The following is a 17,465-nucleotide window of genomic DNA, read 5'->3' on the forward strand; positions in this document are numbered from 1 at the left end:
CGCCACTCACGCCAGCGCGGCTTTCACCCTCGGGGATGTCTTCATGATCGCCGCGGCCGTGGTTGCCGGCTACGGGATCGTGGTGAAGGCGGTGCGCGCGCTGATCGCCAAGGTCGTCGGCATCGACCTGCTCGTGTCGGTTGCGGCTATCGGCGCGGTCATCATCGGCAACTTCTGGGAGGCCGCGGCGGTCACGTTCCTGTTCGCGATCGGCCACGCGCTGGAAGCTGCGACCCTGAACAAGACCCGCTCGGCACTGGCCGAACTCGTCGCCGTCGCCCCGGATTCCGCGATCGTTGTGCGCGATGGCGAGCAACAGGAGATCCCTGCCGGGCAAGTGAGAATGGGCGAGATCGTCCTGGTCAAGAACGGTGCGAAGGTCCCCGTGGACGGCCAGGTCGTCTCCGGCACCGGTGCCATCGACGAGGCCTCCATCACCGGCGAGTCCATCCCGGTGGAGAAAACTAAAGGCGGGCAGGTCTTCGCCGGCACCGTCTCCCGCGGCGGCTTCCTACAGGTCCTGGCCACTGGCATCGGCGCAGATACCACCTTGGCCCGCATCATCCACCGTGTGGAAGAGGCTCAGGACGCCAAGGCCAAGACCCAGGCCTTCATCGACCGGTTCTCCACGTGGTACACCCCCGCCGTCATGGTCCTGGCCCTGGTGGCCGGACTTATCAGCGGAGACGTGGTGCTGGCCCTGACCCTGTTGGTCATCGGCTGCCCGGGCGCCCTGGTGATCTCCATCCCGGTCGCCATCGTGGCGGGCATCGGCCGCGCCGCGCGCAACGGCATCCTCATCAAGGGCGGCGAGTTCCTGGAGACCTCCGCGAAGATCACGGCGGTCGCCGTGGACAAGACCGGCACCCTCACCGAGGGCAAACCGCAGCTGACCGACGTCATCATCCTGGATTCCACGCTCGACCGTACGGAGGTGTTGCGCTGGGCCGCGGCAGCTGAGGCCGGCTCCGAACACCCATTGGCCCGCCCCATCCTGGAGACCGCCCGCGAGGAGGGCGTTGCCCCGCAGGGCATCCCCGGCGCCGTCACCCCGGTCCCCGGCAAGGGCATCGTGGCGAACGTCAATGGCCGCCAGGTGCTGATCGGCAACCCGCCGCTACTGGAGCAGTACGGCATTGCCTCGGGCATCGCCGAGGCTGCGCAGGCCGCCCAGGACCTGGCCGCCGCCGGGAAAACACCTATGATCGTCGCTGTTGACGGGAGGGTGATCGGCGTCGTCGCCGTCGCGGACCAGATCCGCCAGGACGCACCGGAGATGGTCGCGCGACTGCACCGGGCCGGCGTCGAGAAGGTCGTCATGCTCACCGGTGACACCCGACTGGTGGCCGAGGCCGTCGGCAAAGCCACCGGGATCGACGAGATCCACGCCTCCCTGCTCCCTGAGGACAAGCTGGACGCTGTCACCGAGCTACAGCGCCAGGGCCACACGATCGCGATGGTCGGTGACGGCGTCAATGACGCTCCGGCTCTCGCCACCGCGAACATCGGCGTGGCGATGGGTGCGGCAGGCTCGGCCGTGGCCGTGGAGACCGCGGACATCGCCCTGATGGGCGACAACCTGCTCAAGCTGCCCGAGGCCATCGGCCTGGCCAAGCGAACCGTGAACGTGATGAAGCAGAACATCGCGATCGCCCTGATCACCGTGGTGCTGCTACTGGCCGGAGTCTTCGCCGGCGGAGTGACCATGTCGATCGGCATGCTCGTCCACGAAGCCTCCGTGCTCGTGGTGATCGCCAACGCGATGCGGCTGCTGCGAAACACCCGAGACTCCACGACGATGCCAAAGAGTGAACGCACCATCGGGACAGCTGCGGAGCAGGTGGCCGCCTGACGCCCATCCCGGGGCAATGGACCCACCCCGGACACCGGGCACCTCCAAGACTCAAAACAACGACGCGAACACCAAAATCAACACACGAAACAGAGGAGACCGACCATGAGCGAAAAGAACTTCACCCTTGGCGACAACGTCGAGCATTTCACCATCGAGGACGTGGCCAGGGATAATCCTGACTTCCGGAAGGTGCTGTGGACCGGAGAACACACCCAGATCGTGGTGATGACCATTCCGCCCGGTGGCGAGATCGGAGACGAGGTCCACGAACACACCGATCAGATCCTGACCTTCGTCTCCGGAACCGGCGAAGCCGACCTCAATGGCCACACCCACCCCATCGATGCCGGTGACCAGTGCGCGGTACCCGCCGGTGCCCAGCACAACTTCCGCAACACCGGCGACGAGCCGCTGGTGCTGTACACCATCTACAGCCCACCCGAGCACGCTACCGGCGCCGTATTCGCCACCCGGGAAGAGGCTGACGCCGCCGAAGCCGCCGGTGAGGACGAACCGCCCCGGTCCTGACCGCCACCGCCACCGCCACGAAAGACCCACCCGGGACGTCGACGACGCGCCACCCAGTCCAGATCAGAAGGAGATTCGATTCATGTCCAAGGTTTATGTCTTCACCGGCTACGGCGGACCCGAGACCCAGCAACTGATCGAGGGGCCTGTTCCAACGCCCGGGCCCGGGGAACTGGCCATCGAAGTCCGAGCCGCCGGTGTAAATCCGGCGGACTGGAAGATCCGGGAAGGCCAGCTGGGCCGTCACTGGAGCCTGCCGGCGCCGATGGGCCGTGAAGCCGCCGGCGTAGTCACTGAGGTCGGCGACGGGGTCGAGGACTTCGCCGTGGGCGACGAGGTGCTCGGCCTGGTGGCGCCCGGGCAGGGTGGAATGGCCGAGCACACACTGCTGCGCGCCTCCACGACTGTGGCCAAGCCCGAGGAGATCTCCTTCGCCGACGCGGCCACCATCCCGGTGGCCGCAGCCACGGCCTACGACGCCACCCACCAGATTGAACTCAAACCTGGCCAGACCCTGCTACTGCTCGGCGCCGGCGGCGGAGTGGGACTGATGGCGACCCAGATTGGTCGCGTGCACGAGTTCACGGTCATCGGCGTGGCCAGCGCAACCAAGCGGGAACTCGTCGAGTCAACTGGTGCCACCTTCATCGAATCCGGTCCAGGGGTGGCCGATCGGGTGCGGCAGGTGAGTGCCGACGGCCCCGACCTGATTGTTGATCTCGTCGGTGGCGATGCGCTGCGTGCTGTTGCGGACCTGGTGCCCGACCGAACCCGGATCATCTCCGCAGCGGACCCAGACACCGCCGCCGAGCTGGGCGGCCTGGCCCTGGCACGCACGGATGAGGCCATGGCCAAGATCACCGAGGTCATCCAATACGGACTGGTCGATCCCCACGTGGACGCTCAGTTCGCCCTTGATCAAGCAGATCAGGCGATTGCCGCAGTGGAGACCGGACACGCCGCTGGAAAGATCATCGTGGTGCCCTAAGGCTGGCTCCACCGACACCACCGGGGGCGTGGGTGATCAACCGGCAAATCCGAAGACGAACACATGACAACAGATAACCACCATGGGAACGACCACCGGCACTGGGCCGCTTCCATTGGCTGACGAGCCGGGTGTCCTTAAGCCCGCCCGCCGCATACCCATACCGGGTAAAGAAAGGAGCATGATGACGCGACCCGATCATCACCGAACGCCAGAATCACCCACACCTGAGCAGCACGGAGACCATCCCGACACGCACTCGGGCGCCACGGATCACGGCGACAAGCACTCCGATGGCGGCGGTCACGACCATCATCACGCGCCTTTCCATTACGGCAGTCCAGATCATGACCCAGCACACCGTGACGAGCACGCCGGCCACCATGGCGATCACGGTCAGGCCGGCCAGCACCACGCCGGGCACGAGGACCACGGCGGTCATGCAGGCCACGGCGACCACGTCGGGCAGTTCAGGCGGCTGTTCTGGATCATGCTGGTTCTGGCGGTGCCAGTGGTGGGCTTCAACGACATGTTCGCCGACCTCCTGGGCTACCAGCTCCCCGATGCCGGATGGGTGTGGTGGGTCTCCCCAATTCTGGGCACCGTGATGTATGTCTGGGGCGGCCGGCCGTTCTTGACCGGCGCGGTTTCCGAGCTCCGCGCCCGCCAACCCGGCATGATGCTTCTCATCGGCCTGGCGATCACCGTGGCGTTCATCGCCTCCTGGGGCGCGAGTCTGCGAATTCTGGATCACGAGTTGAACTTCTGGTGGGAACTGGCCTTGCTGGTGGTCATCATGCTGCTGGGCCACTGGATCGAGATGCGTTCCCTGGCGCAGACCACCTCCGCACTCGATTCCTTGGCTGCCCTGCTGCCCGACGAGGCCGAGAAGATCGACGGCGACGACGTGGTCACAGTCGCTCCGGCCGACCTCGCGGTCGGTGACATCGTCATCGTGCGCCCCGGCGCCTCCGTGCCCGCCGACGGCAGAATCACCGACGGCTCGGCGAGCATGGACGAATCCATGGTCACCGGCGAATCCAAGTCCGTCCGACGCGAGACCGGCGAGCAGGTGGTCGCCGGCACGGTGGCCACCGATTCAGGCTTGCGCATCGAGGTCACCGCGATCGGCGAGGACACCGCCCTGGCCGGTATCCAGAAGCTGGTGACCGACGCGCAGGCATCATCTCGCGCGCTCAGCGCATCGCCGACACGGCGGCGGCCTGGTTGTTCTGGTTCGCAATCGGTGCGGCCGCGATCACCGCCGTCATCTGGAGCTTCCTAGGGATGCCGGATACGGCGGTGGTACGGACGATCACCGTGCTGGTGATCGCCTGCCCGCACGCTCTGGGGTTGGCGATCCCGCTGGTGGTCTCGATCGCCACCGAACGCGCCGCCCGCGGCGGAGTGCTGGTCAAGGACCGCCTCGCGCTGGAGTCGATGCGAACGGTGGACACCGTCCTGTTCGACAAGACCGGAACCCTGACCAAGGGCGAGCCCAACGTCACCGGGATCGAACCGATCGAAGGGCACACCGAAGACGAGGTGCTGGCTCTGGCCGCAGCAGCCGAGAGCGACAGCGAGCACCCGCTGGCAAGGGCCGTGGTCGGGGCGGCGCGCGCCCGTGAGCTGGCCGTGGCCGAGGCGACCGACTTCTCCTCCTCGCCCGCTGTGGGTGTGAGGGCCAGGGTGGACGGCACCGTAGTCGAGGTCGGCGGCCCCCACCTCCTGGACCAGCGTGGCCTCGACGAACTCGCCGTCGCCGATGAGTGGCGCACCGACCTCGCGATCATCCTGCACATCCTTGCCGACAGCCAGGTGATCGGCGCGCTGCGGTTGGCCGATGAGGTCCGGTCCGAGTCCCGCGACGCCATCGATGCGCTCCACGCTGCCGGTGCGCAGGTCGTGATGATCACCGGCGACGCCCAGGCCGTGGCCGACACCGTCGCCGCCGAGCTGGGCATCGACCGAGTCTTCGCCGGGGTCCGGCCGGAGGACAAGGCCGCCATGGTCGCCGAACTTCAGGGCGAGGGCCGCAAGGTGGCCATGGTCGGCGATGGAGTCAACGATGCCCCGGCACTGGCCCAAGCCGATGTCGGCATCGCCATCGGCGCAGGCACCGACGTGGCCATCGGCTCCGCCGGTGTCATCCTGGCCAGCTCGGACCCGCGCTCGGTGCTGTCGGTCATCGACCTCTCCCGGGCCTCGTACCGGAAGATGAAGCAGAACCTCTGGTGGGCCGCCGGCTACAACCTCATCTCCGTACCGCTGGCCGCCGGAGTGCTCGCACCGATCGGATTCGTACTGCCGATGAGCGTTGGCGCGATCCTCATGTCCGCCTCGACCGTGGTGGTCGCGCTCAACGCCCAGTTGCTGCGTCGGCTAGATCTGACTCCAGCCCACAGCACCTCCAGGTTCCTCGACCGCGATACGTCCGGGTGAATACCCGACCGGACCGACATCAGATTCGCCAAGCCACGAAACAGGAGCAGACAGGATGGCCACCAAGACCAAAACACCGCTTGGTCAAGTTTTGAACGGCCGTGGTTGGATGCGCCCCGCATGCACCTGTCTCAAACCTCTGCTGCTTGCATTCCAAACGCTGACCTCCGCACCTCGACAGAACGTGAAGCAGGCCTCCAGACGTCAAGCAGTCCCAGACGGACTCACTGGGTCGTTGAAGCGTCCACCCGCGCTGTCAAGGCCTGTTGCTGACGCCAGGCTCAGCGCCGTAGCCGACGCTTCCGGACGACGCATACCCGTGTGACGTAAGGATGACTCGGAGCGCTGGCCGCGAGGATCAATCGGACCACTGGTGAGTCGAGATGGGGACCCCGATACACCTGATCTCGACCGGTTCGCGCCGGTCGTCGCACGTACGAGGTCGATACACCACCCCATCGCGCCGGTGGCGTACGACTGCGTGAAACTGATCTTCGTACGCGCCGGCTCAGCAATCTTATTGAGCGAGTTCGGCGAGAAACCGGTGACCATCGGCGACGTCGTCATGCTCGGTGCCAACACGCTGTGCGGCAGTGAACCTGAGTGCTCGATCACGGTAACCACTCTCTACCTCGACCATGACTACGTGGTCGATCAGGTGTTCTGGCAGTACGCCGCGCAGTTAGCGGATCGATGGGACGCGCAGGACTTCGCCGAGAAGTTGTACTCCGAGCCAGCCCAGATACTCCAGCTCGGCGAGGACCAGGCCGGGATGCTGATGCCGTGGCTCGATGAGCTTGTGGCGCTGAGCATTGACGGCCCCTCGCCAGAGCGGTTCTACCGGCTGCAAGCACTGCTGTTCGCCGTGCTGGATATCGTGACGCCGTACGTGAGAACGACTACCATGCGACGGACGCCGAGACAACGGAAATCGACCCGGCCCGGCCTGCCACACCATCGCCGGTTCGCACCCCTGCGTTCCGAGGCCCGCGCTGCGGCCCACCTCCTGCGCGAGCAGCCGACTCTGAGATGGACGCTGCGAGAACTAGCCGGTGCCGTGCACTTGTCGCCGTCGCAGCTCGGTCGGGTCTTCGTCGAGGCCTACGGCGCCACCCCGATGACGTACCTGACGACACTGCGTGCCGAACTCCTGGCCCGCTTGCTGCGCGAGACGAACCTGCCCATCGAGGTGGCGATGGGTGAGGTCGGCTGGCGCAGCCGGGGTCACGCCGCTCGACTGTTCCGCCAGGCCGTCGGCGTCACCCCGACGCGGTACCGGCAACTCAGCCGGGATGAGGGCGACGTCTGACCGTTTCGATACACATCTTCGCATTTGCGATACGCCGATCCGCATCATCGGTCGATCCCGGCTCGTATCTGGGTTGTGGGCTGGTAGTCCGGGAGGGACTCGTTGGGTTCACCGCCGCGCCTGACGGTCGCATCGCCCGTTTCGTTGTCCGTCTCCTCGCCCCTGGTGGTCCCGGCGTACCTGAGGGTCACCGAGCCAGTACTGGCCCGGTGCTCGGGGTATCGGGAAGGGGACAGCGAGAATGGCCGCGACACGGGAGAACACCCAGGCGGCGCGGGAGGCGAAACTCGACGAGCTGCACAAGAAGCTGACCGGCGCGGTCGAACAGCTCGTCTCCGGGGACGACTGGGCGCGGGCGCTCGCGTTCGCGGCTCGGTTCAGGGCCAGATCGTTCTCGAACACACTGCTGATCTGGGTCCAGCACCAGGGCGCCTACGAAGCAGGCCGGGTACCGGAGCCGATGCCGTCGTATGTGGCCGGGTACCGGGAGTGGCAGACCCTGGGCCGGCAGGTCGAGAAGGGGCAGGCCGGGTACCAGATTCTCGCGCCGGTCACCGGCCGGTTCGCCTCATCGAACCCAGCTGATGCGGAGTCGTGGCGGCGCCTGGGCAAGGGTGAGAGGCCCCGGCCGGGCGAGGTGGTCCGGTCGAAGATGATCACCGTCCGCCCCGCCTACGTGTGGGACGCCTCCCAGACTGCTGGCGAGCCGCTCCCGGAGCCTCCGGCGCCGACACTGCTGGAAGGCGAGGCCCCCACCGGTCTCTGGGACATCGCCGTGTTCGTGATGCTGATCTTCTTCTGCCTCCAACTGATCACCGGGCTGATCCGTCGTGACCCCACCGCCCTGTCTCGGGCGGCCCTCGGGTTGGCGAAGTCCGTGCTCGGCTCGTTCGTGGCGATCACCCTGACGGCGTTGCTGCTGGAGATCGTCGACCAACTCTGTGTCGGGATCATCCAGGCCGCCGGAGAGACCACCGAGTCCATGGGCGACAAGATCACCCTCCTCGCCGCGGGCCTGGTCGGGATCAACATCGCCGCGCCCGGGGTGGGCGCGATCATCACGATCTTCCTCGCCGGCCTGGCGATCGCCGCCGCCGCGATCGTGTGGCTGTCGCTGCTCGTGCGCAAGGCACTGTTGCTGGTGGCGATCGTGTTCGCACCCCTGGCGTTACGGATGCTGCGGACGTGCTCTCTCCACGCGGACGTGACAGCGCAAGCACGATCCGGGCTTCTGCGGCATCCCGCGATTCAGGGCGCCCCTCAACAGCCACGGAGTCGATGAGCGCACGCATCCTGTAGCGCCTGCGAGCCGCTTCTACGACGATCTGCAGCTCAGGTGGTGATGTATGCCGACCGCGCTGCTTTGGCCTTCTCCCAGTCTTCCTGCACTTCGCTCACAGTCGGCTTAGTGCTCATGTACTCGGCGGCGTGAGAGTGTCCGGTCATCCGCTCGCAAGCACGATCGAAGAGAGGTTCAATGACTGCGATGGCAGCATCGAGCCGAGAGCTGTCGATCTTCGACAGGCGGGTCATCATGATGTTCTTGCGATATCGCTGTGTGACGTTCTGTAGGAGCTCCTGCTCGACGAATGCTTCGCACCAGGCGCGAATGAGGTCGTAGGTCTCTTTGATGAGTGCATCCTGAACCACCGGCTCAGCACTCGTCATCTCTTGAAGTTTGACGTTGATCCGCTTGGCCAGATCGGCTGGCGTATCGAGTCTCGGCTCGACGTCCGGGGCCAGGATTCCCTTGACCTCTCCGCCGTCGCGCACCTCGTAGATTTTCGTCCTGAGCTTCTTGTTCTGCCTGGCCGCCATCAGCGCTGACGCGAACATGATGTTGTGAGTCAAGACAACAACCTGATGCGTCTCTGCGAGATTCTGGATGCGTGCAGCAACCTCATCAAGTCTCCGGTAGTCGAGACTTGTCACCGGGTCATCGAAGATCAAAGGTGCTTTGGTCCCTCGCATCCGACTCTCGGCAAGAAAATCGGCCAGCGCCAACACCTTCTGCTCACCTTCCGAGAGCACCGCAGAGGGCTTGTAGGCGGCGACCGCCTTCTTGCGTTGCGCCTGTCCGCTACGCCCCTGAAATCGAAGTGCGACTTGAGGCGCTCGAAGACGAGCGCACTCCTCGGCGAACAGCGCCTCGAAGTTCTTGTTCACGAGGTCTTCACTGGCAAGCTTGGACTGGACCGTGAGCTGCTTCGACGCGCCGCTTGAAATGACCCGTGAGAGCTTGTCGAGTTGTTGCGCTCTTCGCGCGCGTCGGACGTACTCGCGGGCTGCGGCGATGTTCCGGTTCAACTCAATGCGTGCCGTGAGTTCTGAAAGCTCCTTCTGCTTTCCGGTGAGCGCGCTTGCCGCATTTGCTTTATCCTCCGACATCTCCTGGACGGCGGCCCGTGCAGTCGCCAGTTCGGCTCCGACCTTGGAGGCCACTGCTTCTGCGCTCGCTCGGAGGGTGCCTGCGGTCACGGGCTTCCCATTCGCGGTGTCCTGAGCTGCGGCTCGGGCCGCCGCGAGCACCTCACATGCCTGCCTCGCCCATACTGGTGGGTCTTCACCATCCCGCTGTTCTGTGGCGAACTCGTTCGCGCGGGTTAGCTCGGCTTCGTCGAACCTGAGGCTGGAGTTGCGCACCTCGGTGTTCGCGTCCTCGACCTGACGGACAAGCGTTTCATCGAGGAACGTGCGATAGCGAGTCAGCAGATTCAAGGCCGTCGGGCTGAGCTCCTGCATGCAGTAGAGGCACTTGTCCCCGGCAGTTGGATAGTGCCCGCGGCCAAGGTGTTGGCGGTACGAGTCTCCCGCAACGATGAATTCCTGCCATTCCCCATCTGCTGGACCCGGCAGCTCATCCTGACTGAAGAGTTGCTCTCGCGCTTCTGCCCTCCGACCCTCCGCTTCCTGGAGTTTCACCCGGGCTTTCTCGTAGACGACCGCATCGAAGTTCATCGCCGTTGTAAGCACGCTGTGCAGCCGATTGAGGTGACGTCCCATCTCCTGTGTGCTGGAGAGAATCGCGTCGAGCGAGTTGGAACGCAATGCCGCGATCTCACCTTCGAGACGCTCGCGGTTGACCTCGGCACCGTCGGGCAGCGTTGCCAGTGCGTCAAGCTCCGCGAGGTCTGTGGTAGCACCCAGGGTCTCGATCACGGGATACACCTTCGTACCTCGCGTGAACCTCGACAACAGCGGGTTGCTCCCCGGTGCCAAGGCCTTGACCTCGGTTGCGATCCGCTGCTGAATGCCTTGCAGCCCGGCAGCGACGTGACCAAACAGTGCGAGTTCGGCCGGCGTGTAGACGTAACCCAGATCGCTGTCAACGTGCAGCGAGACTGCGCTCGCGTCGAAGACGCTGATGCGGGTGAATGGCGCAAGGCCGGATTCGTCCTTCCACATCACCGAGGAGTCCGTGCCAGACAATCGGTACTGGATGGTGGCGCTGGGCGACGGCGGGCTGTCGAAATAGGCGGTGTGCGCGTTCGGCAGGATGTCCTCAGCGGTCCGAACAGCCGAGATGCGCTTCAGTATTCGTGCATACCCCGTCTTCCCCGATCCGTTTTGCCCAAAGAGCACGGTCAGTTCCGGGTCGAAGGCAAGTTCTTGGCCGGCGGCGAGTGCATTGACGCCTTCGATGTTCGCCAGACTGACGAGTTCGAGAGTCTCCTCTTCCGCCGCATCCGCAGCGACGAGTTCAAGCTTTGGGACTTCCGGGGCCTCGTCATCGCCAAGCCCTTTCTCAGCGAGGAAGGTGGCGTAGGCGGCGTCCAGCAAGGCATTGCTCGGTGCCTGGCGAGAGAGAATCGTTTCAGCGGTGATCTGACGCACCCATGCGTCCTGACCGTTCGCCCAATCCACCAGCAGGCGTCGGGGCGTCGCATCTCCCAAGTTGACTGAGACCTCTTGAGCGGCCACGTCTACCTCCGTCCTGGCGAACGGTGTCAGGAGATACGTGTCACCGGTCCAACTCGAACTGTCATCGTGCTGTCCATCATGCCCGAGGAGCCGGGGTCAGGCTGGACGACACAGCGGACGCGGCGCTCGAAGCTCACTCTGGCTCACAGCGACGGCCCGGTGCGCTGGGTCCGAGCGCGTCGAGAGTGTTCTTGGTCTTGTTCGACGCGAGCGACGTTCAGCGTTCGGTCGAGGGCTACACGGGCCCGTGCGGCGTCGATCTTCTGGGCGGCTGACTCGGGCGGGGCTCCGAGGGGTGCGTCGTCGGTGATGCGGTAGCGGACGCGGTAGGCGGCGACTACGCGGGCGGCCTTGCGCCAGGCCGCGGCTCGTTGCCGGTCGGTGGGTGCTGCTCCAAGAGCGTTCGTCCACGGTGCGTTCTCGGTGAGCGCAGCTTCGAGTGCAGCGTCGGCGCGGGCCTCGATCAGTGATTCGCGTTCGTCGAGAGCCGCTCGCATCTCGGCGTCGATGACGCCGTGGGCCTGTGGGATGAGGCCGGCGATGAGTCGCGGTGGCTTGCGAGCCCGGCCCGAGCCTGCGGGACGGGCGGTCGCCTGCTCGACCCGGTAGTGGAGGACTGCGGCGATGTCGTCGGCGTCGATGAACCCACGCGCTGCGACGAGGCGCGGCAGGAGCGCATTGAGGTTGTGGTGGTTAGCTTCGGCACGGCGGAGCTCGGCCGCGAGCGGCCCGAACGCGTCGGACTCGATGGCGCTCTCGGCCTGTTCGTCGGTGAGCCCGGAGCCGCGGATGAGGGTGGCCCAGCGGTCGTGTTGGGCTGCGGCGGCGATGGTCTCGTACTCGGCGGCGAGTTGAGCGATGGAGCCCCACTGTTCCTGTTCGGCCACGATGGTCTCGTGCGCCGAGAGTTCGGCTCCGCTGTGCTGCAGAACGCCGTAGAGCACGCTTCGCGCGGTGGCGTGCGGGTCGTCGCCGGGGTGTGGCTGCGCATGGTCGTCTGCGCGGTCGAGCGTCACGTAGGCGTGGTTCGAGTGCCGTCCTCGGGTCATCGCGACGTAGAAGGTCTCTCTCGTCGAGGTTGGTTCCACCAGCACGTGCGCCGTGTCGGTCGTGATGCCTTGCGCTCGGTAGGCGGTGACCGCGTAGCCGAGATCGACATGCTCGGCCACGTACGACGCCGGGAGGATGATGCTGCCGCCGAGCCTGCGCCCACGCCTGGGAGCCGTGATGGTTCCGTCGTCGCGGACGGTAGTGCCGGTCCCGTAGTCGCGTGCGATGGTGATTGTCCCGTCGTCGCCGACGGCGGTCACGGTCCAGATGTCGCCATTGCGTACCCAATCCCGCCCGGCCAGGGTGCGGAGGTCGCGGTTGTTGAGTCGCGTGATGATGGTGTCGCCGACGCCTGCGGAGGTGCCGTCGCGCAGTTCGACCTCGCGGTCGGGGTTCAGCGTCTTGTTGAGGATCAGGTCGGCTCGGGCGCGGCTGTTCAGTGCGGTTACGTCTTCGTGAGCCTCGGCGATCAGCACCGAGATCAGTCCCGCGTCGCGGTCGGCACGCCATGCGTTGTACGCCGTGTCGGTCATAGCCTCGGCGTCGCCGTCGATGATGCGCTGATGGGCGAGGTAGGTGTCGATGGATTGGGCGCGTCCGTGACGCAGTTCGAGTGAGGCGGTCTTCTCCCAGGCGTGGGTGAAGCGGTGAACGTCGACCAGTTCGGGAGTGTCGGCTCGATCTCTGGCGATCATTGCGAACGCACCACCGGCGTCCATGGATTGCAGTTGGGCGTAGTCGCCGACCAGCAGTACCTTCGCGCCCGCGTCTTGGGCGAGGTGTGTGATGCGGTCCAGCGACAGGGTGCCGGCGAGGGAGGCTTCGTCGATGATGACGAGCTGTCCCGCCTCGAACGTGGTGCCGTGGAGGAGGTGGTTCTGCCACCACTTCGCCGTGTTCTCCGTCGCGATTCCGAGATCGTCGGCGAGGACCTGTGCGGCGACCGCTGACGGTGCGAGCCCGACGACGGAGCCCGTGCCGTGCTCGGCTTCCCAGGCGCGGCGGAGCGCGTTCATAGCGGTGGTCTTGCCCGCCCCGGCAGGACCGACCAACACGTCGAGCACCCGTCCCGATACCGCGATGCGGGTCAGGGCGTCGGCTTGGTCGTCGCCGAGCATCCTGCCGTCCGAGTCGGGGCCGTGCGTGATCTTCTCGACCGTGGCAAGCGGCACCGTTGGCCCGCCGAGGTTGGCTGCTCGTTCGAGGAGTCTGTCCTCGGCCGCGAGCTGGGACTCGGAGGTGAACACGGTCGAGCTCTTCGGTCGGAAAACCGAGGTGCCGTCGGGCCGACGGAACATGACCGGCGAGGCCGCGAGCTCGGGCGGTGTCAACCGAAGCGAGACGAGCTCGGCAGCATCGGCGACCATTGCGACGATGGCTTCCCGATCCTGCGTGGCGGCGAATCGCCAACCCATTGTCTGCCGGGAGGCCTCGGCCATGAGATTCCACCGTCGCCAGGTCGAGCGCTTCTCACCGACCACCTCGACGACCGAGCGTCCCAGCTCGCCGATCACATCGAGGGGAACGTCGTCGGCCCGCAGAAGGAGCGGCTTGTCGTTGTTGGTCATCTCGCGTGCCCACGCCGTCGCGTCCCGACCGAGCGTCTTGGACGCGCGATCCCGCCACTCGGCGGTCAGGTCAGCCAAGGATCGGACCTGCTTCTCAGGCCTCGTGGCCAGCGTGGCCTGGGCTCGCAGCTTGAGGATCGTCGCGTTCGATGGTTGGTGTCCGTGATGGGCAACGTACTCGGCGATGAGCCGGTTCTTCTCGACGTCGATGTGACGGGCACGGGACGAGAACTCCGAGACCAGCTCTTCCGGAACCCCGGTGATCGCCCACGCCGGATTCCGGTCCCGCCCCATCTCGCGCTCCTCCCACGAGACGCCGAAGAAGCGCGTCATATGGTCGGCGAACACGGCTTCGTGTAGTTCGGAGAGGGCAACGACGGCGGCGTGCATCGGTCTGCCGTCAAGCGAGCGCCACTTCCCATCGAGGACGGTCTTGGCCTTGTTACTGATGACCACGTGCGTGTGGAGGTGGGGGTCGCCGGCGCGGGAGTCGAAGTGATCGAAGGCGGTTGCGATGAGCCCGGTGACATCGACCTGCGCAACCGCGCCGTCTCCGGCGGTTGCGCCTGTGCGGGTGGCTGCAACTTCACGTTCCATGAACGCAACCACCTCCGCAACCGCTCGATGGTGCGCCTTGGCGATGAGTGCTTGGACTCCGGCGTCGGCGACTGCCCACAGCACCGATGCGGACTTCGGGATGGAGAAGGTGAAGTCGAAGCCTACGACCGCACGCCGTGTGCTGTGAGCGGTCTCCTCGGCAACGATCTGCGCGATGGCCTCGCCCTTGGCCCCAGGTGTGAGCGTCTGGTCAAGAGCGGCGATCCGTCCCTCGATCCGCTCGTCCTGGCTCTTGTAGGTCGGGAAGGCACGACCGAGCGGCTCGTCGGTGATCGGATCATGGCCAGTCCCCATCAGGAGCTGGAGCTGGTGCTCCGAAACTCGGTCACCCACCTGAATCTCGCCCTTGCCGAGGGCCGCTACGCCCGCGCCGAGCCAACGACCAGGCGGGGTGCCTTCCTCCATGTAGTAGCGGGTGAGCGGCGTGGAGAATGGTCTGTTCCCGTCGGCTGCCGCAACCGTCTTGAGCAGGTACTTGTAGCCATCACCCGCCGACATCACACGCATCGAAACCGTCATGCTCACCTCCGCTCCTGCCGGGCAGGTGAGCTCCCGCACCCGGTGATCTCGGCCGCGGGAATGCTCGGTCAACCTCGATCTGCAAGACGCGTGTGACCTCGAACAGGGCGCGAGCAGAGACCGGAGGCAGTGGCGCGACTCGCGGAGTCGATCAGGGCTCGGTGAGCGGCGGGTGTGTCGGAGCCGTGCACCTGACAGGTGACCAGCTCGGCATCAGCTCCGTGACGAGGCGATGCCGGAGACGACCGTCACCGGAGCGGACTTCATGCACGACCTCAACGCCAGCGGCGGCTCAGAACTCAGGATCGGGTCGCTATTCAGCGGCTACGGCGGCCTCGACCTCGGCGTCGAGCACGTCTTCAACGCCAAGACCGTGTGGTTCTCCGAACTCAACGAGTCCGTCGCCAGAGTCTTCTCCCACCACTGGCCCGGCGCACCGAACATCGGTGACATCACCACCATCGACTGGAGCCACGTCGCGCCCATTGACATCCTCATCGGAGGGTTCCCATGCCAAGACGTGTCCACCGTTGGCAAGCGCGCCGGCCTCGCACCCGGAACGCGCTCGGGGCTCTGGGCACACATGGCCGCAGCCATCGACGCGCTCCAGCCCGAATGGGTCGTCATCGAGAACGTCTGCGGGCTGCTGTCCTCACCCGCGACACGGCCAACCGCACAAGGAGACGACCATGGACAACGCAACCCCGACGGCGCAACCCTTCGCGTCATGGAACGCGACCCGTGGCACCTGGGAGACAACGCAGCTCGACCTCTACGGGCTCTCGGCGCCGTTCTCGGCGATCTGGCCGACCTGCGGCTGGATGCACGATGGATCGGCCTACCGGCTTCTCTTGTCGACGCTCCTCACCAACGCTCCCGCGTCTTCGCCCTCGCCCGGCGCGCTGTTCCGCACCCCGCTGGCGACGGACTCATCTCGCGGCTGGGAGACTCTCGACCAAGTGCGAGCGAGGCGCGGGACGATCGCGCTGTCGCACCAGATCATCGACTTCGCACTCCACGGACCGGCTGGCTCGCCGAGCAGGAGAGGCGAATCGGAAACGCTGTGGTCCCTGATCGACGGACTGTTCAGCGCTGGGGACGCTACGCCGACGCAATCGCCCGCTGGGAACACATCACCGGACGTCCCGCGCCAGCGCCAGCGCTCCTGAACGACGCTGACGGCCCCCGCCCAGCACCAGCATTCGTCGAATGGCTCATGGGCCTGCCCGCAGGGTGGGTCACCGGCACCGACAACCTGACGCAGAACCAGCGGATCACCGCGCTCGGCAATGGCGTTCTGCCGCTCCAAGCCACCTCGGCGCTGTCGATGTTGGTCCAGCAGGGGTGGGCGTGGTTCTCTGATGCGAGACTCAGCACTCCCGCTACGTGAATATCGGTGTACCGCTGTGGCGAACGCCGTAGCGCGTTCCGAGGCGTTCTGCCGCCCGATCGATCGCCGCATCCGGTACGCCAAGCTGGGTGAGCAATACCAGGGTGATGACGATCCAGTTCGCGTCCCGAATGCTGCGAAGGAGTTCACTCTCTTTCCAGATGTTCGCTCCGCCGGGAAGTCCCGAAGCTGCGTGCGCGATTCCGTTCCTCGCCCTGATGAATAGCTTGATCCACTCATCTACCTCGACTCGGGAGAACCGCCACTTCTCGGGCGCTACGCCCTGGATCAGACTCTCAACTTTCGAGCGGAATGTGGTCCTATGCAGGTCCCCCTTCAATCTCGCGATCGCTTCACTCTGAGCGCTATTCATGCCACTCAGCGAGTCCAGAGCAGTAATGATCGGCTCAGCCTCCTCAACGCTCAATGGGGGCCGAGAAGCGCCCAGCGCGGCAGTAGCCAAGGCCTCGATCGCAGCCGCGCTCAGGATAGCGTCCGCTTCGACGTATCCCGGTTGGTAGCGGAGCCCAGCGATGATCTGCGTGACCGGGAGCAGCTCGTCACGAGCTTTCCACCACCCGTCAATCACTCGCTGAGTCTGATCGCTGACGAAGCGGAGCGAGAACTCAACCGGCTTCCGCGTCTTCCCGTTGAACGGCTTGTACTTGTCCCTGCCGAAAACTTGAACATCATTGCCTGAGCGATCGGTCAGTATCAGGCTCGTTCTACCGCATGGCTGGTCGGCTGCAAACGTGAGTAGGTCCTGGAATGTGGTGAGCTGTGTCTCGAACGCCTCCAGAGGGACGGGCTCATCTGCGGAAAGTGTGATGGCCGTGGCGCAACAAGGGAGCTCCGCTCGCATTCCGGGCCCATCGTCGAGGGCTGGGAACGTGAGAGCTTGGTGGGCGTCGCGGGCAGCGCCGTCTTCATGTCGATACGTGCACGCGGAGGCGAGGTGCTCAAAGTGGGCTGTGGCAGACACGTACTCTGCATCCGGCTCCACTGATCCAACCCTCAGTTCATCCACGCGAAGGCCGAGGTCGCCGTCGATCACGAATACCGAACCTCGTATCAGTGTCGGTTCGCCGTTGAGAGTCGTACTGAGGACGCGCTGTTCAGACTGACCGGTGGCTCCCGAGAAGTGTCCGGGCGCTTTCAGGATCCAGCGATCGCTCTTCTCTACGAGTTCCGCGTCGCCGTCACGAGCCCCGGAGGAGAGAGAAACGAAGCTTATGACTGGGTCGGGCCACAGGAAGGTGGACGCGTACAACGGCATG

At 65.5% G+C, this 17,465-nt stretch carries 10 protein-coding genes and 1 pseudogene; 7 read left to right on the plus strand and 4 right to left on the minus strand.

Features of this window, described 5'->3' with window-relative positions; genetic code table 11:
* The first annotated feature begins 43 nt into the window (after window positions 1-43).
* The 3 genes from ACYVAG_RS05525 (at window position 44) to ACYVAG_RS05535 (ending at window position 3,371) form a co-directional block, all read left to right on the plus strand.
* Window positions 44-1,852, plus strand: coding sequence for a heavy metal translocating P-type ATPase (locus ACYVAG_RS05525; protein ID WP_460767632.1), 1,809 nt, complete (start codon window positions 44-46; stop codon window positions 1,850-1,852).
* A gap of 105 nt (window positions 1,853-1,957) precedes the next feature.
* The gene (locus ACYVAG_RS05530; protein ID WP_054682998.1) at window positions 1,958-2,383 is read left to right on the plus strand and encodes a cupin domain-containing protein; all 426 of its coding nucleotides are present in this window, start codon (window positions 1,958-1,960) and stop codon (window positions 2,381-2,383) included.
* Between the two features lie 82 nt (window positions 2,384-2,465).
* Window positions 2,466-3,371 (plus strand): NADP-dependent oxidoreductase, encoded by a 906-nt coding sequence (locus ACYVAG_RS05535; RefSeq protein WP_054683000.1) that lies wholly within the window; start codon window positions 2,466-2,468, stop codon window positions 3,369-3,371.
* A 217-nt stretch (window positions 3,372-3,588) separates the two neighbouring features.
* Here the strand turns inward: ACYVAG_RS05535 and ACYVAG_RS05540 are convergent, their stop codons facing one another.
* Window positions 3,589-3,831, minus strand: a complete 243-nt coding sequence (locus ACYVAG_RS05540; protein WP_054683002.1) for a hypothetical protein — start codon at window positions 3,829-3,831, stop codon at window positions 3,589-3,591.
* Between the two features lie 360 nt (window positions 3,832-4,191).
* Between ACYVAG_RS05540 and ACYVAG_RS05545 the strand changes: the two are divergent.
* From ACYVAG_RS05545 to ACYVAG_RS05555, 3 genes and pseudogenes are all read left to right on the plus strand, one after another.
* A pseudogene (locus ACYVAG_RS05545) lies at window positions 4,192-5,813 on the plus strand (heavy metal translocating P-type ATPase).
* Between the two features lie 481 nt (window positions 5,814-6,294).
* Window positions 6,295-7,122, plus strand: a complete 828-nt coding sequence (locus ACYVAG_RS05550; protein ID WP_119076141.1) for a helix-turn-helix transcriptional regulator — start codon at window positions 6,295-6,297, stop codon at window positions 7,120-7,122.
* Window positions 7,123-7,363: 241 nt separating this feature from the next.
* Entirely contained in the window at window positions 7,364-8,404 is a 1,041-nt protein-coding gene (locus ACYVAG_RS05555) for an ArdC-like ssDNA-binding domain-containing protein (protein ID WP_460767638.1), read from the plus strand.
* Window positions 8,405-8,454: 50 nt separating this feature from the next.
* On the opposite strand, the gene ACYVAG_RS05560 is transcribed toward ACYVAG_RS05555, so the two are convergent.
* Window positions 8,455-11,043 carry an AAA family ATPase gene (locus ACYVAG_RS05560; protein ID WP_460767641.1) on the minus strand — a complete coding sequence of 863 codons (2,589 nt, stop codon included), beginning with the start codon at window positions 11,041-11,043 and terminating at the stop codon, window positions 8,455-8,457.
* Between the two features lie 143 nt (window positions 11,044-11,186).
* Window positions 11,187-14,798 carry a MobF family relaxase gene (gene mobF / locus ACYVAG_RS05565; RefSeq protein WP_460768043.1) on the minus strand — a complete coding sequence of 1,204 codons (3,612 nt, stop codon included), beginning with the start codon at window positions 14,796-14,798 and terminating at the stop codon, window positions 11,187-11,189.
* Window positions 14,799-15,030: 232 nt separating this feature from the next.
* On the opposite strand from mobF, the gene ACYVAG_RS05570 reads away from it, so the two are divergent.
* Entirely contained in the window at window positions 15,031-16,188 is a 1,158-nt protein-coding gene (locus tag ACYVAG_RS05570) for a DNA cytosine methyltransferase (RefSeq protein ID WP_313366563.1), read from the plus strand.
* On the opposite strand, the gene ACYVAG_RS05575 is transcribed toward ACYVAG_RS05570, so the two are convergent.
* Window positions 16,181-17,464, minus strand: a complete 1,284-nt coding sequence (locus tag ACYVAG_RS05575) for a HEPN domain-containing protein (RefSeq protein WP_460767644.1) — start codon at window positions 17,462-17,464, stop codon at window positions 16,181-16,183. The two genes, ACYVAG_RS05570 and ACYVAG_RS05575, sit on opposite strands and share 8 nt — an antisense overlap.
* Window position 17,465: the final 1 nt, after the last annotated feature.

It is taken from the genome of Mariniluteicoccus flavus, from assembly GCF_054776655.1.